Genomic DNA, 22,929 nt, shown 5'->3' with positions numbered 1-22,929 from the left:
CCTGTCTCATGCGCTCCATGGATTCCGGAGGCTTTTCTCCAGTTATGCAACGGTATATCGTTGCACAAAGTGCATATACATCTGTCCATGGTCCCTGATTACCTTTCGATCTGTACTGCTCTTCTGGAGCAAACCCTGGTTTCAGCAATACGGATAAGCTCCTGTCATCACCGTTGCCAAAGTCTCTAGCAGCACCAAAATCTATAAGTTTTACGCTGCCGCCTTCCTGTATCATGATATTATCTGGGCTAATATCTCTATGAATTATCTGAGCCTGATGTATCTTTGCAAGAGACTGTATTACCGGCCTCATCATTGAAAGTGTTTCCTGAACAGGCATTTTTCCGCCACAGTTTTTTAAATGGCTTTTAAGAGTCTCTCCTTCTACATATTCCATCACTATGTAGGCAGTATTATTCTCTTGAAAGAAATCCTTAACGTGAACAATACCCGGCAGATCCGAAAATTTTGCCAGACTTCTTGCCTCTCTGACAAAGCTGTCTTTCCACTTTTCATATTGAAGACGATCACTGGAAGTATAATTTGTAACTTTGCTGGTGACACCGGACTCTCTGGTCACAAATCCGTTGGGATAGAATTCTTTGATTGCAATCCGGATTTCCAAATTTAGATCAAGTCCTATATATGTTATTCCAAATCCACCTTCACCAAGTACGTTCCCTACCAAATATTTACCCTGCAAAATCGTGTATGGTTTCAGCGCATGTGTGTTGGATTCTTCAGTTTGAGCATCCCTGTATCCACAAGAAGGGCATACATGACTACTTTCACCCATGTCTTTCATACAATTTGGACAAATATGAGTAATATCTATATCATTCAAGTCAGATCCTCCTGATAATTAGCACATCCCACCAATATTAATTATCCTATAATTCGCTAAAAACATGATTAAAAATAGATAAAAATTGAGTAAACATTAAATATTAATCCACGCCATGCATCTTTATCGCAATATGGTTCTACATTCAATTCATCGCCCTCTTTAATATCAAAATACATAAATGATCTAATATTTGATAGAATTAAGGTGCTACTATTGAAAATACATTACTTAGATGAAAAATTATGTTTACTAATAACCTATATAAAAAGGTAAATAGTATGAAAAAATATGCTGCCAATATCTCACAAATAGTAAGTCGATTTATCTTAATTATTTTAATGATGGCTATGTCACTTCAGCTTTTAGAACAAACTATATGCGCAAAAGCACACTCAAAATTACTAAATGAGCAGATGACAGTAGAAAATACAATGAACAAAAAAATTTATAATACTAAATCAAATTCTAGTATTCAGTTCTCAGATGATTCCTCTGATTTTGTAGTTTTGGCTGATGAAATACCTGATATATTATTGGATATTCGTTATTATTCAAATTACAATTTTGTTGGTAAACGCATTGATGGATATGAAGAACCTATCGCATTACTTACAAAAGAAGCTGCAGAGGCTCTAAAAGAAGTAAGTGATGATTTATTGCAAAAAGGCTACAGATTAAAAATTTATGATGCATATAGGCCACAACAATCAGTTACTTTTTTTAAAAACTGGGCAATGGATGATAATGACATTAAAATGAAAATAATTTTTTATCCGGATATTGAAAAAAATGAACTGATAAAAAAGGGATATATCTCTGAACATTCTGGACATAGTCGCGGAAGCACTGTAGACTTAACGCTATTTGATTGCAGTACAGGACAAGATGTCGATATGGGAAGCCCTTTCGATTTTTTTGGTATTATAAGTCACACTGATAGCAACAAAATTTCAGATGAGCAATTAAAAAACAGAAAGCTGTTACAATCTACCATGATAGCTCATGGCTTTAAGGGAATCTCTACTGAATGGTGGCATTTCACATTAAACAATGAACCTTATCCAACGACTTATTTTACCTTTTCCGTAAATTCTAATAATGTTGTGCAATAGTGAGTAAAATTATGGAAACCTAAAACATAATCAAAAAATTGATTGATAAATAAAGGAAATACCATGAAAAAGAATACCCTTAGACTACTTGCATCTATTATGGCTGCAACTATGCTATTAAATGGCTGTGGACTAATGAAAAACACTAGTGCCGACAATGGAACAAAACCGAAATGACATCGTCAAAACAAGACGAGAAAGATACGACCTTAAAAGAGGATCTGACGGAAAAGTCAGAAGGAACAACAAACTCTAATGATGAGCCTGCAGATGTAGCTTCTTCTGAAGCTACTGATCATCGATGTTCCCATCCTGTATATCCTGTATCAGGGTCAGATTTCCTGTCGCCTCCATGCAGGTCGGATCACTCTTCCCTGAGGTCTGGACCCTGATACCAAGATCTCCTCTTGCCTCTCTCCGGTTAAAAGCCTTCTCTTCCTTAATATTCTCGAAAAGCCGTCCTTCAAACATATCCGCCAGCTCAAGAAAGTTATCATAGTGTTCAAATATGATGTCGATCCTCTTGCCGTTGTCATATTCCGCATAAATAAGTAGAAAATCATTTTCAGCTGCCATCTTTCCCCTCCTTTGAAACGATGAAAACCAAAAGCAATATGATGTTGGTCTTAAGACTCTTATATAATATAGTAGAAACAGTTTCAAAATCGTCCGATGTTCAGACATCATATTCCGAGTTTCAGACATAATAAAAGCAGCCATTCAATGACTGCTTTCATCACTTTTATTATTTTCTTTCTTCTCTGATTTCTTTAAAGCAAATGCCAAGATTTGACCATCTTTCCAGGGAATGAAGATCTTTCTGAATAAATTCCCAGGATTCTTTGTAGTCATCCGACTTGCAAAAATCAGAATCGATTATGAAACAAAGGAAGCCCTCCAAGTCATCCCTATACTTGATTGCAAAAGTATATGCATCGTCTTCTTTTTCATCATCAGAGCTATTTAGCTTATTGTACAGCACATGATCAAGATTACTTGACATATAATATGCTTTATATGGCACAGATACCCATACGCTATTTAGTGCTGATAACCTTAACATGATTTCACTTTTTTTCTCGTTACGTTTTATTATCTGCTCAGGTCTACACGTTTTTATTTCTTGAAGCGTATATATCGGTTCTTCAGCATTAGCATCTTCTATGACGTGATCTTTTGGAATAAAAGCCCCATCCGTATCAATGATATGGATGACACTCAAAAAGTTTTCCTGCTTAAAATGATTTGCTTTTGCATAAGCTTTGACAATATTTCCGACTTTGGAAGCAATGTTTTCCGGCTTGGCAGTACTTTCAGAAGTTATATCTCCATGAGTTATTTCTACATGTACCGTATTCTTATCGTACAGTCTGTTAAGAATTACACCCAAAGCACTGTCATCGGAAGGGCCCTCGACTATTACAAAAACTATTTTCTTACGAGCCACTTATCTCACCTGCCTCCCGGAAAGCAAGCGCTATTTCAGCGTTATTCGTATGATCATAAACTTCTTCGTTCTGCTCGCCTAATACTATATCTCTGAAGTAAAAATCTCTCAGGTTATTGTTTTCCTTAACTCCACTCATTCTAATATATCTATTCTTTGGATTTGTTGTTGTAAATGCAATAAATCCTTTATCAAGTGTCTCTAATGGCCTGAGATTGTGAGATGTAAAGATTAACTGTCCCTTTCCTTTCTCCGATAATATCCTAAGGATTTCCCCAAGCAAATATTCAAAAACACCGGAATCCAGCTCATCAATGGCTACCGTAATAGAAGTCTGGTTATAGATTACTATAAGCAACTGTAGAATTGATACAATCTTTTTTATTCCTTCTGACTCATATTTCAGAGGAATCTCTTTATTATTCTTATGCGACATCAGCTGTATTCTGTTTGCAACTTGACCGTCCTGCTGAACAATTTTTCCCAGATCTTTTACACTAATAGTTAGTCCCGGAACTATTTTCTCCAAAACAATATTCATGTCCTGCATGACTTTTTTCACAAGCTCAAGCATTTCCTCGGGAATAATAGAAGTTCCATCAAGGAGGATAACCATATTGCCAACTGCGCCTTTTTGTGCTTTCTCGTACTTAAAGGCAAGTGGCAGGGCATTCATGCTAATGACACCTGAGTTCGCAGTGTTTATAACAAATAATTCAAAATTACCATAGGTAATTAAGCTTTCTATCATCTGATAATGTCTAAGGAACTCAGTATCATGATTATTGTTACTTCTAGCTCTTATGTTATTTATTAACTCAGGGGAAAAGATAAAGGATCTGGAAGATGCCGAAGCAACCCTCTTTGTAACCAACAAGTCAAGTTTGAGCTTTTTATCATTTCCAATAAGGCATTCACGCTTAGGAGCAGGAAGAAATAACTCGTCTGTCCTTGTATCTATAAGTGTAGATTTCCTCATCTTTTCTGATTTGGATTCATAGGAGTAACTGATAACCTCATCATATACTACTGTTTTATACTTTTCTTTTGTACCCGTAGTAATATCTGAGTTTTGTCCGGTAACATCTTCTTCCTTCTTTATACAAAACTCATAAAAAACCTCATATTCACATTCTTTGTTCTTCACACTAAACACATATCTGAGTTTTGCAAAATCCGCATCAACCTGTATGTAATCTGCAAACATAGGTGGTATTCGTTGGCCACAAAGGTTGTATTTTAGCAGAAGAATAGCGTCAATGAGCGCCGTCTTACCTGAACCATTCTGCCCATATATCCCTAGTATACTAGTTCGATATGCTTTCCTCGTGTTTACTAATTCAACCTGCCCTGATATCACGTTCTTGAAGTTCTCAATGGATATTCCAGTGATTCTTACATCAAGCTTAGACATCTTTCACCTCCACCAATTTTGACAAAAGTCGATACATAGATAGAATACCACTCATTTGGCAAAATGTCAATATGAATGATTCGTTCGATACATTTTGTATCGATATCAGCTTTCGTCGTAACATTTTATAGTCGATTACCCAAAGTCAAATAACATGCCATCTCATATACACCTCATATTGACATCCAAATTGCCTTCAGAATTCTATAATCACAGCTTTGCCAGAGCCCTGATCTGCTCAATGGCAACTTTCCTAACTGCAGCCTTCCTTATTGAAAAGAATGCTTTCAGTATCTCATCCGTCTCTATTTTCCTTTCCATTCGTTCCTTATCATCCTGTCCGAAAATGATCCAGTCCGCCGATACGTTGAATTCATCTTTTCGACTGTTCTGGCATCCACCTCGTACTCAATACCGTTTCTTCTCTCCAATGTGTCTTTTACATCGCTTGAAAAGTTTTCTTTGAAATCTTCGAAATTCATCTTTTTCCTCCTGTGAAATGAAATAGTGGTCAAACCCGATTTTCGGGCAAGAAAAAAGAGCAATTCTCCGAAGCTGGAAAATTGCTCTATGTAAAAAATCACTATTAAATTCACAGGAGATCATCCTCTATTTTCGTTCACAAATTGTCTCATGAGTTCTCTGATAAAATTGGTCCGATTTTGGAGGATTTTCTCACTTTGTTAACTGATAAAACCTTTTAAATATCACAGAATATCTGATTAACGAATGCACCCACGATCTAAAGTTCAATTTGAACGGGTGTAAATTGGGTGTGGAGACACCCCTCATGGTTACTGCATCCTCAGTATTTATCAATCTTTTACTTGTCTAAGCTCTTAAGTGTCGGGAGATAGCAAGTGGCATTATGAAAGCCTTCATCAACTGGTGTCTGAATATATACTTTTACCCGACCATCATCTAATACCTGAGAATGTGTTATCTCAGTTTCATTATACCCCATAAATCATGAAGTAATTCTAAAATTTATAGATTTACCTATGTCTGTTTTCCCAGCAATACGGCTCACAGAATTTCTTTATAACGATGCTTCTAGCTTTGTCCAACTTCTTCTTTCCTGTTGAAATGAGCATCATATAAGCCATCACTGGATTTGGGTGTATAAGTTGGAACTTTAAAGCAAAATATCTGTATTCTGCCTTGATTCCTTCATGTCCACTCATCCAATCAATTCCTCCCTTCCAATAAAAATGCGCCATGTGCCTGGTCCTATGACCAAACTCATGACGCTATGTATTATTTCCCGTTCTTATCTTCCTTATTCTTCTTGTTCATGAAATCTTCGAATGTGTCCATCTCAGATTTCTTGAAATCACTGGTCGCATCTGTATAGATATCCAATGTCGTCGATATATCTGAGTGCCCGAGGGTCTCCTAAATAACTTTTATATTGACTCCGGCCTCAAACAAGTCTTGTGGCAAATGTGTGTCTTAAGGTATGACAGCTGAAGTTGGGGAGAAGGACTACTTTCTCATTTCCTTTTCTATTATCAAGAACTTTCTGATTGCAGTCTCTTATGATTCTTCTAAGAGCCTTATTGAGGGTGCCCTGATTCTGAACATTTCCATGCTGATAAAAGAAACGCTGTATAAACTACAGTGCTTTTCTGTTGCAATAGACTTGACATTCGTCGTATCCTACCATACAATAACGTCGTATCCTACGATGATTAAAGAGGTGCGATTTATGAATGAGAATGTAATAAACAATATAAAACTAAATATTGAAGATGCCAGGAAATTAGTAAAACTGGCAAATGATTGCGACTTTGATGTAAACATTTCCAGCGGTCATATCCTGCTGGATGCAAAATCGATCTTAGGCGTAATGGCTTTGGATTTTAGAAATGCACTTCAGGTAAGCTTTTATGGTGACAACCCTGAACTGATATCGTTTTTGGAAAAGCATGCAGGATAATATTAGAACCAGAACAGGAGAAGAACAGTCATGAATATAGACAAAGCAGCGATATTGATAAAAAAGGCATCCCTTGAGTTTGACAGAGTATGTAATTCATATTTGGAAAAGTTTGAGCTGACCGGTGCGCAATATAAAGTTATGAAATATCTGTTTGAAGAGGCAGACAATGGAGTCAGGATTGTTGACCTTGAGAAATTTTATTCAATGTCACATCCTACGACCATCGGTATTGTACAGAATCTTGAGAAAAAGGGATTTATAGAGTATAGGACCAATCCCAATAATACAAGGAGCAGGTATATCGTTCCAACTAAGGAAGCATACGCACAACAAAAGGAGCTGGAAGCAGTTGGAACAGATATTGAAAAAGAGATGACTAAAAACCTGCAGGGCGACGAGACCAAAGAATTGATAAGGCTACTAAAAAAGGTACTTGACCTGAACAATTAAGGCTAAAGCCTTCTAGTGTCGGGAGACAGTACCATAAGGACGAAGGAGGATAAGCCAATGATTTGTTACATGATCAGTGAGCAATTGACGAGGTGTCATTTAGAAGAAGTGAAGAATGGCCACAATCCTTATGTAATCATACTGACCAGATCAGAATGGATGGATAGTTCAGAGTCGTTTGACATGGGAATTGAATTAGAGCCGGATGTCCAGGAAATTATGATGACAAAGGCAGATGTAAATTATGACTCTATTACAGGAACATTCAGGATTCCCGACAGAAATGATTTTGAATCACCCGGCAGATCGTTTGCATTTGCTTTGGATGAAAAAGGCATAGTTTTTATTGACGATGGAATTGCGGCGACTGAAATAGTAGAGAAGATTGCAGTAGCTAAGAGGTGGCGAAAGCCCAGTTATGAAAGGTTCATGTATGACTTTTTGGATTGTATCATCTCATCCGATCAGGCGCTATTAAAAAGATATGAGGATGTTCTGGATCATATGGAAGAATCAATTCAGCTTGAGACCGGAACAGTAACTGTAGAAGAACTAAATGAAATAAGAAGTGCGATACGTGAGCTTAGAAATCATTATGAGCAGATGCTGGATCTGACAGAGGTACTTGAAGAAAATGAGAACCATTTCTTCTCAGAGGATAACCTGAGGTATTTCAGGCTGTTTGCAGGTAAAATAGAACGCCTCAAGGATATGTGCATTTCACTACGTGATCATACTATTCAGGTGCGTGATGTATATAAAACACATCTTGATATAAAGCAGAATAACATCATGACAGTACTTACCGTAGTTACAACCATTTTTATGCCGTTGACAGTTATTGTGGGATGGTATGGCATGAATTTCAGATATATGCCGGAACTGGAATACCAGGGCAGTTACATCATTGTGATCTTGATTAGTGCGGCTATTGTGCTCGGGGAGATCATGTTCTTTAAAAAGAAAAAGTGGTTATAATCTTTTTTATAGGAGGTTTGACAGTGAAAAACGTGATAATTACCGGTGCAAATTCAGGACTTGGGTTTGAAACGGCCAAAAAGATTGCAAAATCTCGTGATTACAGAGTTATCCTTGCCTGCAGAAACGATGTAAAGGCATCTCAAGCAAGGGCAGACATTTCAGCTTCGACTGGCAATGAAAACATTGTAAGCATGAAGCTGGATACATCTTCACTTTCATCTGTAAGAGCTTTTGCGGATAAATATATAAATGAGTATGGCACTGTGGATGTACTTATCAATAATGCAGGTATTTCATCAATGAGAGACAGCGGCATGACAGAAGAAGGGTTTGAGATTGTGTTTGCTACCAATTATCTTGGCCATTTTCTTTTGACACAGCTTCTGCTTCCACATTTTGCGGCAGATGGTCGCATTATTAATGTTACCAGTGACATGCATAATCCTCCCGGAGGCATTGAATGGAAGGGTGCAGATTATATTGCCTATGAAGCAGTAGGCGACAGGAAAAACTATGCTTACTCAAAGCTAGCTGCCATCTATCTTACCCTTAAGTTAGATGAAGAATTTAGAAAAAGTGGGGATAGTATTACAGTAAACTCTTTTAATCCCGGATTTATGGCTGCAACTAATTTCTCAGGTGGCCATGCTGATAAGGCAAGGGCTCTTGTGGTAAAGACAACTATGCCAGACAGATATGGAGAACTTGAAAAGTCTTCAGAAGCTCTTTTCCAGATAGCAACAGATGAACAGTTCAGTAACATTTCTGGTAAATATTTTGACCGTAGTACAAATATAAAAGAATCATCTGCGCTTTCCTATGTTAAGGAAAACAGGAACGAACTTTGGGAAAAGAGCCTGAAATACTGCGGACTATAACGAGGAGGGATTTATATGCAGTACTATGTTGTCACATTCACACATAAATCCCAGTCCCAGTACTGCATTCGCTGCCAGATAAGAAGCAAATCCGATGCAGAAGGCTATTACAAACTCCTGCCATTGCTGATGGGTTGCCGTATAGATCAGTATTGCCATGATCAGCCATTTTGCAAAGTCCTTGCGGTTCATGCCACTCATTTCTCTGATGGCTTTTATAGCCTCTGTCTTGACAGCGCTGCGTACATTGTCAAGAATAGTTCCATCGTTTTGCAATGCTAATGCATCCTTCGTAGAATTGACATTATCTTATATGCATACTGGTGGCTGTCGGATTCTTTATAAAAAGCTGCCATCTCATCACATGGAAAGCCATCACAGGATGCACACGAATCGAAGCCCTTTTCATTGCAGCACTTCACAGGCATACATTCATCTCCGCTCTTCCATTCCGTATGCCTGCACGACGGGCACTTCTTATTTAAAAAATCAGGGCATGCAGAACAATCCACACCACAATATGATAATTGTCCCAGCAGTTGTCTCTGTATTTCAGCTCTTTCTTCTGTTGACAGCTCTGAAATATAGATGCAATACTCATTTGGATACCCTCCAACAAACTTCATGTGTTCCATCCCGATCTGCTCTGGACGGGTTATCCATAATACCTGGTCTCCATAGTAATCATCTATGTATTTGAGCCTTTCACCTTTGTAAATGATATCCATATTACTCTTCGCCCTTTCCAAGGCCATTGGGAAAACGCAGAACCTGAGCCTTCATCCCAAGTATCTCGTTATCATCTATCATCCCAAGAAATTTTTCTACAAGTTCCAGATCCATATCCTTAGCAAGGTCACAGTATCCTGCTATAAGCTGGAACATCTGATAGTTTTGCAGCATGCTGGGCTCAAGCACATGGTCTGATCTGAGAAGTTCTATAAGTGATATAAATGCTGCATTTGCATCTGTTTCACTTACATTTTCCGGAGAAATATCTTCTGTAATATATTCATAGAATTCTGAATCCTCTGTATTTGCCCCGACAATACTATCGAGTGTTCCATACATGTTCATATCAAGATGAAACATCGACGGGAAAGACTCCTTATTAGCACTTCTCTTCTGAAGCAGCACCTGATATGAATCGCCTCTTTTTCTAAGTATCCATGTATGCGCTGTTCTATGCGGAATTCCTTTGTTATGCGCTTCTGATCTTGTCACCTGCTGCCCTGTTGGAAAACCATTATCATCGCTTACATCAAATATTTCTTCCATCAGCTCTTACCCCGTTCATAAAAAATCTGTCCTATTATCATAACAAAAATCGGGCAGATTTAAAGCTATCGACTAAAAAAAATAAAGACACTGCCGGATTCTACATTCATATACATCCGACCTTTCTTTCCTTATTATGTCGATATTAGATGAAATGTCGTCGCTCTGAAGATACATTATTCTGTACTCTTTTCCGGAAAGCGCATCTCTAACATCCTTATAAAAATCGACAATCAGTTGATCACTTGCTTTTTGGAACAAGATCATATCCTCAACAAAGTTTTGAAAAATGGAACACTCAAAGATATTCTTATCTCCGTTCCAATTGCGAAGCCTTCTACAAAATAGTTCATTCAAACTTCCTTTCTAACCTGTTTCCTGTAATTATAAATAATCCCACCTTCAATGCTCTCATGGCTAAGCCATTCAAAGCCTCTTGATGTCAGCTCACTGTCCGGTCCGGTGCGCTTAAACTCATCGTCTCCGTTGCAGATAACAAGCCATCCGCCATCCTTTGTGATACGTGTAATCTCAGCAATCTCTTCCTCATAAAAATCGCCAATTACGTGTCCGCTCAGAACAACATCAAAAGTGTCATTTTCATAAGGTAGGCTCAAAACCTCTCCATCCAGCACCTTCACGTTAGAGATTTCTTCCGCCTTAATTCTGTCTCTCATGTATTCACGCAGGCAGTCGCAAGGCTCGCTGGCGTAGACTCTCTTTGCTTTCTTCGCCGCTGCAAAGGCCAGACGCCCTGTTCCGGATCCAACGTCCAGAACGATTTTGTCAGTTAGGTCAACCAGCTCGTATAAATATTTCTCATCCCAGTTTCGAATATAGTTGACCTGATTCATTACTTCCGGAAAAGCATAAACAACAAAGGTCTCGTGAGCCTGAAGAATCGCACTCTCAGCTTCCTTCATCTCGTCCTCTGTCCAGTTGCCATAGGGTATCTTCTTAATCTCATCGAGAAACTCTGTGCATTCCGGCGCCTTATTTCGCACGTACCACTCCACATGTGGATACCTGTAAAGCGCCATCGCCATGTCGAGCTTATAATCTCTGTCTCCATAGGAGAACCACTCGTTTGCACTGCAATCCGTAAATATCCATTTCAAAGCCCAGCGGTCAAATAACAGAAAACAATTCATTGTGTAGTCTTTTGCATTAATCCAGTTATAACTCATATTTCCTCCAAGTATATTCTTATGTATCAAATTGTATTTCATTCAGTTTTTTAACATTATTCTCAAGAATCAGATCATCAAAACCTGCAGATCAGATTCACTGAATCAGGCAGATCCTCATCTATAAATCCGGAGTCGACAAACCCGCACTTTTCATAGACTCGAAGTGCAGGCGCATCTTCCTTGTCCACACACACCTCTACATGATCATAGTGATGCTCCTTCTTCAGTTCATCCAAAATAAGCATAAGTACCCGGGTTCCGTAGCCTTTTCCCTGATATCTTTTATCAATCATGAACTGCTGCAAATCATACCCAAGAGGTTCATCCGTAAACTCCCGGACAAGAGCCACACCTATAACCTTGTCAGAATTCACTTTGTCATTCTCACTTCCAAGCGAATTATCACTTTCAAGACTATCCGACTCTCCAGACTTTTCTTCTAAAACAACAACATAAACCTTTGCATTGCAATCCCGGTAAACATACCCTCTCGCAAGAATACCGATAGGAGGCGCAAGAAATCTCTTCTGCTCATCATTGACAATCAGGGATGCCACCTACCAATAATTGTATGGAGACCTGGGTTGTGGATAAAAAAGAAAAACCGTGACTAATAAGCCACGGTTAAAAGACTGCTTTTAAAAATCCAAAATCAGAAAGCACAAACCGAGGTCATCATACTGTATTCATTTGCATTTCTCTTTGTCATTATGAACATACTGATTACCTCGCTTTCTTTTAGATTTGTAACACAAAATTAAAGTTATCAAATTTCCGATAATAAGTCAACTCTGAAAATTTTAAAAAGGGCATTAAAAAAGCCGGCATTGAGCAGGTTCCTTCTTCGGTATCACTTACTTCTTCTGACTCGCCGCCTTTTTCATCATCGTTTTTTTTCGCCAGATGCATCAAGATGCTGCGCCTGAACATTCACCTGGTTTTTCTGAACTCCCATATCCGAAGGGTTCATACAGAATACAAGGGTCCCCGAAAGCGCTCCTGCGCATATCCTTGCAAATATCTTCTTAAAAAACATCTTTTACAATCTCCTTTTGAATCTCTGATTATCTTTCTCAAATATGAAATACCAACATTTTTTGGTTTTTTAAAAAATAAAGTGATTTTTTTATCCTGAAGATAAATTGAAAAGGAATTCTGATTGTGTTATATATGTTTTCTGTCAAGGAGCAGTAACACAATGAAAAGAAATCTAAAAGGAATAATATATACGCTACTTGGAGCATCTTGCTGGGGATTGTCCGGATCAATGGGCCAGTACCTTTTTACCGTACAGCAGATGGATAGCAGGTGGCTCGTGCCTATAAGACTTGGTCTTTCAGGAATACTTATCCTTTTGTATTGCCTGATAAGACATAAAGATACCGTGTTCAAGCCATGGAAATCTGTAGAAATGGCAAAATGGATGATTATATATGGAGTTGCGGGTGTAAGTATCTGTCAGTTCCTATATTTTCTAACAATTGAACTTTCAAATGCAGCCATGGGAACAATACTTCAGGATCTATCACCAATATTTATACTTATCTTTACATGCATGACCTCAAAGAGATTGCCCAGATCTTTTGAAATCATATCCATACTTTTAGCAATAACCGGTGTTTTCCTGTTAACAACACATGGTGATCTAAAGCACATCTCATTACCACTTCCTGCACTTATTGCCGGTATCGGCAGTGCTTTCTGCGTAATGATATACAACGTACTTGCACCGAAGATTACAAATATCATTCCTGTCATCGTGGCTCAGGGATGGTCATTTTTACTTGGCGGTGCACTCTTGGGAATAGCTTTTAGAACCTGGAAAATATATTACATTCCAAACCTTATGGGAATATTGGGAATACTCTTTGTTGTCGTTATCGGTAATATTTGTGCATTTACCCTATACATAAGCGGAGTCTCAAAGATCGGTCCACAAAAAGCTATTCTTTACAGTTTTGCAGAACCAATAACAGCTGCCCTTATCTCAACATTTGTTTTAAAGAGTAGATTCACCATCTACGATGCCATAGGTTTTGGACTTATCTTTATGATGCTATTCTTCATTACCTTTGGTTCAAAAGAAAATACCGCTACATCAAAAGAGACTGCGAAGAATGCTAAATAAGCATTTTTCACAGTCTTTTCCTAGAGCTATGCTCTTCATTAGGAAGGACATGTTTCTGGCAAGAACTCTCATTGTCTGAAGGCCTTCAAGGTCTTTTTCAGCCTGTCCCTTTTCCCTTCCATGAACACTATTCCAAGCTTACCACCTCGAAGCGGTTCCATAACCCATACCGGGATATTCATATCATTCAGAAGTTTAACCTTATCTTCAGCCTTCTGGAATTTCCAGTCGAGGTAATTAAGCTGAAGCTGGCAGAATTCCATATGCTCCCCGTATGCGTCCAGGAATCTCTTAAGGACTTCATACTCTCCATGGCATGAAAATCCAAGATGCTTTATCCTGCCATTTTTCTTATGCTCCATAAGATAATCAAAGATCCCGTACTTCGGATCAAGATACTGATTGATGTTCATCTCACACACATTATGGAAAAGATAGAAATCAAAATACTCCATCCCGGTCTTTTCAAGCTGCTTTTCAAATATCTCTTTAACCTTTGGCATATTTGAAAGGTCATACCCCGGAAACTTTGTTGCGATATAATAGCTGTCCCTTGGGTATCCTGAAAGTATCTCACCCATCACTATCTCAGAGTTACCGTCATGATATCCGAATGCTGTATCGTAATAGTTGATTCCAGCTGTCATAGCTCTATCAACCATTTTTTTGCTTTCTCCCTGTCAATCTCCGCATCATTACCATTGACAACCGGAAGTCTCATGGCTCCAAAACCAAGTCCTGATAGTTTAATATCCTGAAAATCTCTGTACACCATAGTCTCTGCCCTCCTACAAATCAATAATCATAACCACGCTACAAGAATATCTTTTCCTTTCTTATATCCATTCAAGCTTTCCCGTCTCTAATGCTGCCTCATATCTGCTGATCTTGTAATTGATCTTTTCAAGAGCGATGTCATATTTCTTTTTGGCCTCGATATGGTCATCTTACACCTTGGAGTTAACTCCAGGTCAATAGGTTTTTTCGTGCAAGATAATAAAAAATATATAAACCCTAAAAACATAAGAAATCCCATGACTTTATTACAAAAAATCATGGGATGTGATCATCTTTTTAACTTTTATTCAAATAGAACTTACAATGTCAATCCTTTGTTTATCCTTTATAAATGCCAAATACTGTCATGAATAATAATCGCATATATTGGCATTTCGCATTTAACGCATGGTTTGAATTGATATTCACGTATATAGCATTATCAACGTTACTATGTCCAAATAACTCCACCTTAAAGCCTTCATCTTTAAGCCAAAGCAAAAACGGATCATCATCATCAAAAAAATGTACACAGAACCTACCGTTCCATGTACACCTTATACCCGTCATAAAACATATTTCTTATCCCTGATATTTCTCCAGCATGCACTTACCGGATACCATTCACAGTCTCCGCAGATAGCTTTAAGCAGCTCATCTTCTTTTCCTGAACCCAAATGTTCATCAAGCTTGGTGATCAGCTCCTGATATGAGTAAACTCCTTCTTTAAGTCCAAGTGCGTCTATTACTCCTTTATCAAAACGCTGAACCTTTTCATCTGTTTTACATACACCCTCTGACACTTTGGATGGACAGTCACTACATAAGCAGTCCGTTGTAAAAATGATTTCCACCTTCTCATCTGAATTATTGCGGAGGCGCTTTGTAACTATATCCATATTGGAGACAAAGCCTTCCGAATATCCTTTTCCGCTATACCCCTTGAAAAAACTGCACCGTAAAAGGACCGGTACATCTCCCACAGCTTTTCTTTGGACCTGATACTGCTATTTTCCAGCACAAGTATTATGAATGGAACTCCAAAGCATCTTACCCTTAGCCCAGTATCAATGCAGCCGTTCCTGATATATGGTTGTTATCTCAGCGCTTCGAAGCTTCTTTAATTTCATCTGATCATATCCTCTGAATAAGCAAGGTGCTTTATCTTCTCATAATCTGCAGAACAGATGTCCCTTATCTCTTTATTCAATACAAGCCTGAGATGAGAAGAGCATTGCTAAGTGCTCAAAAAAAATGGTACAGGCATTTACACACCTGTACCACTCATATTTTTATGACAAAAACTATTAGTCCATAAGGGCCATACGATCAGGATCGTTTGCGAAAACTTCCTTAGCGTTGTCCTTTGTAACAACTGTAGGATCAAGCTCATAGATCGGAACTTCCTTCTTGCCGTTGTCTGTTGTTACATCTGTAGCGGGCATTCCCTTACCATCCTTAAGGTCGTTGATGATCTCGATTGACTTAGCAACAAGATCCTGTGTAGGCTTAGCAACTGTGCAGTACTGCTTGCCCTGCCATACCCATTCAACTGACTCATTCTCTGCATCAAGACCTGTAACTACAGGATTAGGCTGACCTGCATCCTCACAAGCTGTTACGATTGCTCTTGCGATACCATCGTTAGGAGAAAGAACACCGTCGATCTCTTTATCGGAGTAGTTACCTGCAAGAAGTGAATCCATACGCTTCTGAGCTTTAGCATTGTCCCAGTCCTCTGTAGCACACTGTGTGAACTCTGTCTGACCGGATACTACAACGATGTTACCTGCATCAATTTCAGGCTGAAGAACTGACATAGCACCTTTGAAGAAGTTAGGAGCATTAGGATCAGCAGGGCCGCCACCGAAAAGCTCGATGTTGTAAGGGCCTTCGCCTTTTTCTTTCTTAAGACCGTCAAGGAGTGCCTGTCCCTGTAATTCACCGGTACGAACACTACCGAACTGAACTACGCCGTCAACTGCTTCTGTGTTCTCGATGAGGCGGTCATAACCGATTACATAAACACCGGCATCCTTAGCCTGCTCAAGTGCGCTACCAAGCTGTGTTCCATCGATAGGACCTACAACGATAACCTTAGCGCCGTTCTCGATCATTGACTCGATCTGCTGTTGCTGCTGAGGAACCTTCTGGTCAGCTGCCTGAACTATAGGCTTATATCCTGCTTTTTCAAGTTCTTCTTTGAACATTGTCTCAGCTTCTTTCCAGTTCTGAGTTCCAAGCCAGGGAAGTGAAACGCCGATGGTAGCACCTTCCTCAAAGCCCTCTGTAGCTGCAGGAGTTGCCTCTGCCTCTGAATCTGAAGCAGTCTCTTCTGTAGATTCTGTAGCTTCTGTTGTATCAGCTGCTTCCTCAGTTGACTCAGCTTCAGTAGCTGTTTCTGTTGTAGCTTCTGATTTCTTTTCATCAGATGAACTTGATGAGCCCTCGCGAGCTGAACTACATGCTGTAAGTGTAGTTACTGTAAGAACTACAGACAGCATCATTGCCATAATCTTTTTCTTTTGCATAACTTTCCTCCTTGGTAAATATAACCTTTTTTCTATTTAAGGCCGGCAGGCAGCGCTACCTGCCGGATACGCCTTACAAATTTACAGATTCCTGTTTATCCTCAGTTCTTTGCTGCTTCCTTTGAAGGGAAGAGTCTTCCTATAATAGAAGCTTTTCCTACCTTCTTGTTGTAAACATCAAATGCTACGGCAATAAGAAGGACAAGGCCTTTTATAACCTGTGTCTTATCAGCACCTACACCCATGAGCATAAGTCCGTTGTTAAGAACTGCCATAACCATACCACCGACCATGGTTGCAATGATGGTTCCAACACCACCTGAAACAGCTGCACCACCGATGAATACTGATGCAATAGCGTCCATCTCCCACTGGTTACCATCAGCAGGACCTGCTGCTGTAGATCTTCCTACGAAAAGAATTCCGGCAACTGCTGCAAGCATGGACATGTTCATCATTGTAAGGAAATATGTGCGGCTCACATTTACACCTGAAAGAGCTGCTGCACTCTTATTTCCACCTACTGCATAGATGTGACGACCAAATCTGGTCTTCTGTGTAATAATGTGATAAACGATAACAAGAATAAGGAGAATCAGTCCCGGTATCGGGAAGGAAGTTCCCTCTCTTCCTGTTCCATAGAGCCAGGTAAAGTAAGCTATTATCAGAGAAATCAGAACTATTCTTGCTACTACAACCCATAAAGGCTGCTTTGCACCGGCGATCTGTCCGGAATTTTTGTACTTTCTGACTTCAACGATTATAAGAGCGATAATACCGATTATTCCCAAAACAAGAGTTGAGTTATTCATTCCTGTGAATTTAGGTCCCCACTCAGGCATGTAGCCTGCTCCGAAAAATCTGAGTTCTTCAGGTGCGGGAACTGAGATGGATTGAGATATCCAGATAACTGCGCCTCTGAACATCATCATACTTCCCAGTGTTGTGATGAATCCCGGAATACCGAGCTTTGCAAGGAAAAAACCGTTCCAGGCACCAACAAGTGCTCCGATTGCAAGTGCAATGAGCACTGCCAGATACCAAGGGAGATTTAATTCACTTGCTACCTTAGCCATTACCATTCCTGAGAAACCGGCAACACTACCAACTGACAGATCAATCTGACCTATTACGATAACCATCAGCATGCCAAGCGCCAGAATAAGGACGTAAGCATTACCTGATAAAAGATTCTGGAAATTGGAAGAAGTGAGCATTCTTCCATCAGATATAACATTGAATACAACAATCAGCACAGCCAGTGCCAGAACCATGGTGTACTGACGAAGGTCTTCCCCTAAAACCTGCTTAATATATTTCATGACTTTAAACCTCTTCCCTATTTGTTGTTAAGCGGATGTAACTGTCATTCGCTTCATTAGTGCTTCCTGATCAGCTTCCTCAGCTCTCAGTTCCCCTGTGATAGCTCCTTCAAAAATTGTATATATCCTGTCTGCTACCCCTAATAGCTCAGGAAGTTCTGAAGAAACCATTATGACTGCCTTCCCCTGATCGGCAAGTTCATGTATCAGCTTGTAAATCTCATATTTTGCACCTACGTCAATACCTCTTGTAGGCTCATCAAGTATCAGCACATCCGGCTCTGTAAACATCCATTTTGATAGAACTACCTTCTGCTGATTACCACCTGATAAAGTGCTTACTCCAACTCCTACGTCCTTGCATTTGATTCGAAGCGCCTTTCTGTACTCCTCAGATGCCTTAAGCTCTTTTGTCGAATCCAGAAGTCCGTTTGTCAGAATCTTGTCCATGTTGGCTGAAACTATGGTTTTTCTGATGCTGTCCAAAAGGTTAAGTCCCAGATTCTTACGATCCTCAGGCACATAAGCTATTCCATGCTTTATGGCCGCCTGAACGGTTTTCAGCTTAACTTTCTTTCCCTTTATTTTGATTGTTCCTGATTTATAGATTCCGTAGTTTTGCCCGAAAATTGAACGCATGAGCTCTGTTCTTCCTGCTCCCATGAGTCCCGCAAATCCTACGACTTCACCTGAGCGTACATAAAATGAAGAGTTTTTGCAGACCATCCTGTCCTTGACTGCAGGATCCTCAATATTCCAGTTTGATACTTCGAAAATGACCTCTCCCGGATTGGACTTATGCTCCGGATATCTGTTTTCAATCGAACGACCTACCATCGACCTGATGATCTTGTTCTCATCCACCTGTCCGGCTACTACTTCATAGCTTTCAACAGTTTGTCCGTCACGGATAACCGTAACCGCATCAGATATCGCCGCAATCTCATTAAGTTTGTGAGATATCATGATACAGGTGATGCCCTTCTCCTTAAGACCTCTCATGAGTTCAAGAAGATTGGCCGAATCATCCTCATTAAGAGCTGATGTAGGCTCATCAAGTATGAGAAGCTTAACATTTTTGGAAAGTGCCTTCGCTATCTCAACAAGCTGCTGCTGTCCTACACCCAGGTTCTTAATAAGCGTATCAGGACTGATATTCAGCCCTACCTTGTCAAGAAGCTCCACTGTCCTTCTTCGCTGCTCTGTCCAGTCGATAAGTCCGCCATTTGTCAGCTCATTTCCCATGAAAATATTCTCTGTGATTGACAATTCCGGAATCATCGTAAGTTCCTGATGAATAATTGCAATTCCTGTCTGCTCGGATTCCTTGATATTACGGAATTTCATCTCCCGCCCGTCAAAGATGATCTGACCACTATATGTCCCATAAGGATATACACCGGACAATACCTTCATCAGCGTGGATTTACCGGCACCATTTTCACCACATATCGAGTGAATTGAGTCTCTTTTGACTTCGAGTGTTACATCTGAAAGTGCCTTAACCCCGGGAAACACCTTTGTAATTCCTCGCATTTCAAGAATTAAAGGATTTTCTTTCATTGCCGCCTTTAACCTCCCCTTATATTGCTAAAATATCAGGAATTCATATCCTGAATTATTTTGCCGTAAGATATTCACTGGGTTTCCCCAGTACTCTGTCAGTAGCAATCGCTGCTGCTCCATAAAGTGTAGGGTCAACACTTAATTCGGACATCATAATGTCGACCTGTGAAAACAGCTCAGGAATGGTTCTCTCCTCAACTATTCTTTTTATCTGCGGTAATAAAATATCACCCGCTTTCGAAATGACATCGCCTATCACTATGATGTCGGGATTATATGCATTTATTAAGGTAACGCAGCCATAGGCTATGTACTGGGCCATTTCCTTCATGATATCGAGTATGGCGCCATCGCCTTTTCTTGCAGCCTCGAATATCACATCGTAATCATCAATTCTATTGTGCTTTTTATCAGTAAAAATTGATGGCAAAGCTTCCTTTGCTCTTGCAAGCATTACCCGTGTAGAGCAGTAAAGCTCAAGGCATCCGTAATTGCCACATTCACATCTGGGTCCGCGATAGTCTATACTAATATGTCCAACCTCACTTGCTGCACCCTGTTTTCCAAATAAAAGCTTCTCATTCTCAACTATTCCGGAACCTACACCCTCTCCCATTAGGAAGTATGCAAGTGTATTCATGGGCTTTTTATGATTACCAAACCACCACTCTGCCATAGCTCCGGCGTTTGCATCCTGTTCTATGAAAAATGGCTTATCGAATTCATTCTCAAATTCCTTAAGGAAATTTACATCGTGCCACGACATCATGTGTGACACAACAGCTATGTGCCCTTCATTTTTAAGATAAGGCCCCGGAACCGCCATTCCTATTGCCACAACGTTCTCGTTTTTATCAAGATACTCACGGATCAGCTTCTTCATATCCTTAAGAACTATCTTCGGATCATCCGTAATGTCAAACTCGACTTCAGTCTGTTTGTAGAACTTACCTGATATATCAAACAAACCAACTGTGTACATATATCTTGAAAACTTGACCCCAATCACACAGTTCTTCTCAGAATTAAGCTTAAGTCCGATCGCACGCCTGTTTCCGCTCCCCTTGATAATACCCGTCTCTAACACAATTCCACTCTCAATAAGAGATGCAACTATCTTGGTTATGGATGCCTGGGTGAGTCCCGTCATTTTCGCAAGCTCTGCCCTGGAACATATTTCGTTTTGTAATTCCTTTTGATGAATAATCTTCAATAACTGCGCTCTGTGAGCTTCATTCATATCGCTGTTATTGACTATCGGATTGTTATCCAATTCACTAACGCCCCCATTAATTTGTTTCCGTTGTTAATGTATTAACTTTGTTAATATATTATGCACATTTATTACTTAAGTCAACCAAAAAATTGCTATTCATTGTATGTATTGTATACTTGCACTAATCGAACATTAAAATTTTGTGAACTTATTACACAAAGAATTTTGGTTTTCATTCGTTATGTTAACCAAATTACCGTGCAGATATTAATTCCAGACAGAACAGATATTAAGAATTTAAACTTAAAACAAAAAAGGTATGTACATTTTTAGTACATACCAAAATTATAAAAATCCATTATTATGAATCGACTCCATGTATCACACAGCTCAGTTGAACGATAGTCACATTTGTGCCCCCTGTATTTGTATCACATCTTCATTCTCAAAACCAAACAAACTCCCAAGCAATATTTGCATGCTATTTCACCATGTATTATCTAAAAAAATTCTATCTTTTCCTATATGCGCGATATCCTTGACAAAGCAAATCTTCTAATAAAAATTCTCTTTGAGACACCTTGCCAATACTTCTGGTTGAATCTATAATTCTAACTTTACACTTATCTTTATTAATGAATTCCTTAAACAACATGACATGCGAAGATATCGCAAAGACATCACCCTGTCTAATATCCTTTATATCTATTAATTCTGCAATTTCGGGAATATCTCTAGCCCGTATTTTCTTTGGTAGTTCCCAACATACTGTTACAAGCCCCGAGCAATCTACACCCACACATTCATGACTTCCATATCGTGATGTATCTTCCGGTACATTTCCAGCGTACTTACCTTCAACAATACCCAGGTCAAACTCTTCCAATGATGAAGCATTCCCCCATCCATAGGGAATTCCTACATTCAGCTGTCCCGGCTTCCACCAACCACAATCGAATTCTTCACCTCGCCATGTAATATCCGGCGTATCTACATATCTCCCATTTTTGTCGATACCATGCATTACATTTTTCTCTGATGCATACCACTCATGCTTAGAATATAATAGTGCCTTCTCAATAGCTCGTTTTCCAGCTTCTTCTGTCATTTTATAATCCCCATTTCCCTATGAATCAGTCTAACTCCATAGTTTAACCTATTCCTGCTCCAGTCTGTTAGTGTAATTCCTCAATAAAACTAATTTGCCTTTGCGTAGCCAACTCATCTCTGGACATTTTTCGTAATTCGCTTGCAGTAACCCACTTATAAGCAGAAGTTTCTCCATCCTGTAAAACTACGCTGTTTTTATCGATATCTGTAACGCACAGGTAATCTACATAATATGTCTTATGCCCATGATGCAGTACTCGTCCAATTTCAACTAATTCGTAGGAAGAAATACCGGTTTCTTCAAGTAACTCTCTTTGAGCACAAGTCATTGGTTCTTCTCCCTGCAAAGCAGAGCCTCCAGCGGTTGCTTCCCACATTCCTCCAAAGTGTTTTCTTTCATCACGCTGCATTAACTGTTGTTTGTTACTTTACCTGCATTCTAAATTCTGTTTTTGAATCACTTTATTTAAAGGTGTGGACTTATTTATTCTGGTGCATAATACGCCAGATTATTTAATGCCATGCCTTTTGTGTTATCATGGGAAAGTTACTGACAATAAAAGGCAGGATCCCTCCCCGACCAAAGTTTGGTATCCTGCCTTAGCAACTCCGTACACAGAAGTGTACGAAAACATGCAAGACAATGATAACCCTTTACGTCGAAGAAAACAATCCGATTACACCAGGTTTCTACAACTCTGTCCTAAACAATCTCCAGTTCCATCAGCTCAAATGCCCTT

General features: G+C 39.4%; 26 protein-coding genes and 1 pseudogene. 6 read left to right on the top strand and 21 right to left on the bottom strand.

The window, feature by feature from the left end:
• On the bottom strand, positions 1 to 844 hold an 844-nt coding region (locus tag G630_RS0116680), incomplete at its 3' end, for a serine/threonine protein kinase (RefSeq protein ID WP_155832018.1).
• A 281-nt stretch (positions 845 to 1,125) separates the two neighbouring features.
• On the opposite strand from G630_RS0116680, the gene G630_RS22435 reads away from it, so the two are divergent.
• Complete coding sequence (locus G630_RS22435; protein WP_242829954.1) at positions 1,126 to 1,959, top strand: M15 family metallopeptidase; 834 nt, start codon at positions 1,126 to 1,128, stop codon at positions 1,957 to 1,959.
• Between the two features lie 288 nt (positions 1,960 to 2,247).
• Here G630_RS22435 and G630_RS22430 read toward each other — a convergent pair whose 3' ends face one another.
• The 5 genes from G630_RS22430 to G630_RS0116640 form a co-directional block, all read right to left on the bottom strand.
• Entirely contained in the window at positions 2,248 to 2,535 is a 288-nt protein-coding gene (locus tag G630_RS22430; protein WP_044959620.1) for a hypothetical protein, read from the bottom strand.
• Between the two features lie 169 nt (positions 2,536 to 2,704).
• Complete coding sequence (locus G630_RS0116660; protein WP_026499240.1) at positions 2,705 to 3,406, bottom strand: hypothetical protein; 702 nt, start codon at positions 3,404 to 3,406, stop codon at positions 2,705 to 2,707.
• Positions 3,396 to 4,820: an AAA family ATPase gene (locus G630_RS0116655; protein ID WP_026499239.1), complete on the bottom strand. Its 1,425-nt coding sequence runs from the start codon at positions 4,818 to 4,820 to the stop codon at positions 3,396 to 3,398. Before G630_RS0116655 ends, G630_RS0116660 begins: the two co-directional genes overlap by 11 nt.
• A 305-nt stretch (positions 4,821 to 5,125) precedes the next feature.
• Positions 5,126 to 5,302, bottom strand: a complete 177-nt coding sequence (locus G630_RS24880) for a hypothetical protein (protein ID WP_155832017.1) — start codon at positions 5,300 to 5,302, stop codon at positions 5,126 to 5,128.
• A 513-nt stretch (positions 5,303 to 5,815) separates the two neighbouring features.
• Complete coding sequence (locus tag G630_RS0116640) at positions 5,816 to 6,004, bottom strand: hypothetical protein (RefSeq protein WP_026499238.1); 189 nt, start codon at positions 6,002 to 6,004, stop codon at positions 5,816 to 5,818.
• 275 nt (positions 6,005 to 6,279) lie between these two features.
• Here G630_RS0116640 and G630_RS25765 point away from each other — a divergent pair, with 275 nt between their 5' ends.
• From G630_RS25765 to G630_RS0116615, 4 genes are read left to right on the top strand one after another with little or no spacing between them, the layout of a single operon-like run.
• On the top strand, positions 6,280 to 6,759 hold the full coding sequence (locus tag G630_RS25765; protein ID WP_049946271.1) for an HPr family phosphocarrier protein: 480 nt from the start codon (positions 6,280 to 6,282) through the stop codon (positions 6,757 to 6,759).
• Positions 6,760 to 6,789: 30 nt separating this feature from the next.
• Entirely contained in the window at positions 6,790 to 7,212 is a 423-nt protein-coding gene (locus tag G630_RS0116625) for a MarR family winged helix-turn-helix transcriptional regulator (RefSeq protein ID WP_026499236.1), read from the top strand.
• Positions 7,213 to 7,269: 57 nt separating this feature from the next.
• Positions 7,270 to 8,190 (top strand): magnesium transporter CorA family protein, encoded by a 921-nt coding sequence (locus tag G630_RS0116620; RefSeq protein ID WP_081668023.1) that lies wholly within the window; start codon positions 7,270 to 7,272, stop codon positions 8,188 to 8,190.
• 23 nt (positions 8,191 to 8,213) lie between these two features.
• Positions 8,214 to 9,071 (top strand): SDR family NAD(P)-dependent oxidoreductase, encoded by an 858-nt coding sequence (locus tag G630_RS0116615; RefSeq protein ID WP_049946270.1) that lies wholly within the window; start codon positions 8,214 to 8,216, stop codon positions 9,069 to 9,071.
• On the opposite strand, the gene G630_RS0116610 is transcribed toward G630_RS0116615, so the two are convergent.
• The 7 genes from G630_RS0116610 to G630_RS24870 all read right to left on the bottom strand — a co-directional run bounded on the left by G630_RS0116610 (position 9,066) and on the right by G630_RS24870 (position 12,575).
• Entirely contained in the window at positions 9,066 to 9,347 is a 282-nt protein-coding gene (locus G630_RS0116610) for a hypothetical protein (protein WP_026499233.1), read from the bottom strand. The two genes, G630_RS0116615 and G630_RS0116610, sit on opposite strands and share 6 nt — an antisense overlap.
• Before the next feature lie 2 nt (positions 9,348 to 9,349).
• A complete protein-coding gene (locus G630_RS25135) occupies positions 9,350 to 9,799 on the bottom strand; it encodes a DUF3795 domain-containing protein (RefSeq protein WP_022761827.1) in 450 nt (149 codons plus the stop codon).
• A gap of 1 nt (position 9,800) precedes the next feature.
• Positions 9,801 to 10,349, bottom strand: coding sequence for a hypothetical protein (locus G630_RS23890; protein WP_026499232.1), 549 nt, complete (start codon positions 10,347 to 10,349; stop codon positions 9,801 to 9,803).
• A 72-nt stretch (positions 10,350 to 10,421) separates the two neighbouring features.
• Positions 10,422 to 10,706 carry a hypothetical protein gene (locus G630_RS25130; protein ID WP_026499231.1) on the bottom strand — a complete coding sequence of 95 codons (285 nt, stop codon included), beginning with the start codon at positions 10,704 to 10,706 and terminating at the stop codon, positions 10,422 to 10,424.
• The gene (locus tag G630_RS0116590) at positions 10,703 to 11,536 is read right to left on the bottom strand and encodes a class I SAM-dependent methyltransferase (protein ID WP_026499230.1); all 834 of its coding nucleotides are present in this window, start codon (positions 11,534 to 11,536) and stop codon (positions 10,703 to 10,705) included. Before G630_RS0116590 ends, G630_RS25130 begins: the two co-directional genes overlap by 4 nt.
• Before the next feature lie 77 nt (positions 11,537 to 11,613).
• On the bottom strand, positions 11,614 to 12,096 hold the full coding sequence (locus G630_RS0116585; protein WP_026499229.1) for a GNAT family N-acetyltransferase: 483 nt from the start codon (positions 12,094 to 12,096) through the stop codon (positions 11,614 to 11,616).
• A gap of 326 nt (positions 12,097 to 12,422) precedes the next feature.
• Entirely contained in the window at positions 12,423 to 12,575 is a 153-nt protein-coding gene (locus tag G630_RS24870) for a hypothetical protein (RefSeq protein ID WP_155832016.1), read from the bottom strand.
• Between the two features lie 162 nt (positions 12,576 to 12,737).
• On the opposite strand from G630_RS24870, the gene G630_RS0116575 reads away from it, so the two are divergent.
• Positions 12,738 to 13,667, top strand: a complete 930-nt coding sequence (locus G630_RS0116575; RefSeq protein ID WP_026499228.1) for a DMT family transporter — start codon at positions 12,738 to 12,740, stop codon at positions 13,665 to 13,667.
• Between the two features lie 110 nt (positions 13,668 to 13,777).
• On the opposite strand, the pseudogene G630_RS22415 reads toward G630_RS0116575, so the two are convergent.
• The 8 genes and pseudogenes from G630_RS22415 to G630_RS22400 all read right to left on the bottom strand — a co-directional run.
• Positions 13,778 to 14,442 (bottom strand): annotated as a pseudogene (locus G630_RS22415) (aldo/keto reductase); the annotation flags it as partial.
• Between the two features lie 568 nt (positions 14,443 to 15,010).
• On the bottom strand, positions 15,011 to 15,427 hold the full coding sequence (locus G630_RS0116560; protein ID WP_026499226.1) for a DUF1284 domain-containing protein: 417 nt from the start codon (positions 15,425 to 15,427) through the stop codon (positions 15,011 to 15,013).
• A gap of 324 nt (positions 15,428 to 15,751) precedes the next feature.
• Entirely contained in the window at positions 15,752 to 16,975 is a 1,224-nt protein-coding gene (locus G630_RS22410; protein WP_026499225.1) for a substrate-binding domain-containing protein, read from the bottom strand.
• A 101-nt stretch (positions 16,976 to 17,076) separates the two neighbouring features.
• The gene (locus tag G630_RS22405; protein WP_022761838.1) at positions 17,077 to 18,297 is read right to left on the bottom strand and encodes a sugar ABC transporter permease; all 1,221 of its coding nucleotides are present in this window, start codon (positions 18,295 to 18,297) and stop codon (positions 17,077 to 17,079) included.
• Positions 18,298 to 18,324: 27 nt separating this feature from the next.
• Entirely contained in the window at positions 18,325 to 19,860 is a 1,536-nt protein-coding gene (locus G630_RS0116540; RefSeq protein WP_022761839.1) for a sugar ABC transporter ATP-binding protein, read from the bottom strand.
• 55 nt (positions 19,861 to 19,915) lie between these two features.
• Entirely contained in the window at positions 19,916 to 21,136 is a 1,221-nt protein-coding gene (locus G630_RS0116535) for an ROK family transcriptional regulator (protein ID WP_026499224.1), read from the bottom strand.
• 454 nt (positions 21,137 to 21,590) lie between these two features.
• Positions 21,591 to 22,187 (bottom strand): hypothetical protein, encoded by a 597-nt coding sequence (locus G630_RS0116530; RefSeq protein ID WP_026499223.1) that lies wholly within the window; start codon positions 22,185 to 22,187, stop codon positions 21,591 to 21,593.
• Positions 22,188 to 22,254: 67 nt separating this feature from the next.
• Positions 22,255 to 22,599 carry an NUDIX domain-containing protein gene (locus tag G630_RS22400; protein WP_081668019.1) on the bottom strand — a complete coding sequence of 115 codons (345 nt, stop codon included), beginning with the start codon at positions 22,597 to 22,599 and terminating at the stop codon, positions 22,255 to 22,257.
• Positions 22,600 to 22,929: the final 330 nt, after the last annotated feature.

Origin of the sequence: Butyrivibrio sp. WCD2001 (assembly GCF_000424485.1) — a bacterium.
Classification (GTDB): domain Bacteria; phylum Bacillota; class Clostridia; order Lachnospirales; family Lachnospiraceae; genus Butyrivibrio.
The sequence above is the reverse complement of the archived record's forward strand: the minus strand, read 5'-3'. Positions and strand labels throughout refer to the sequence as shown.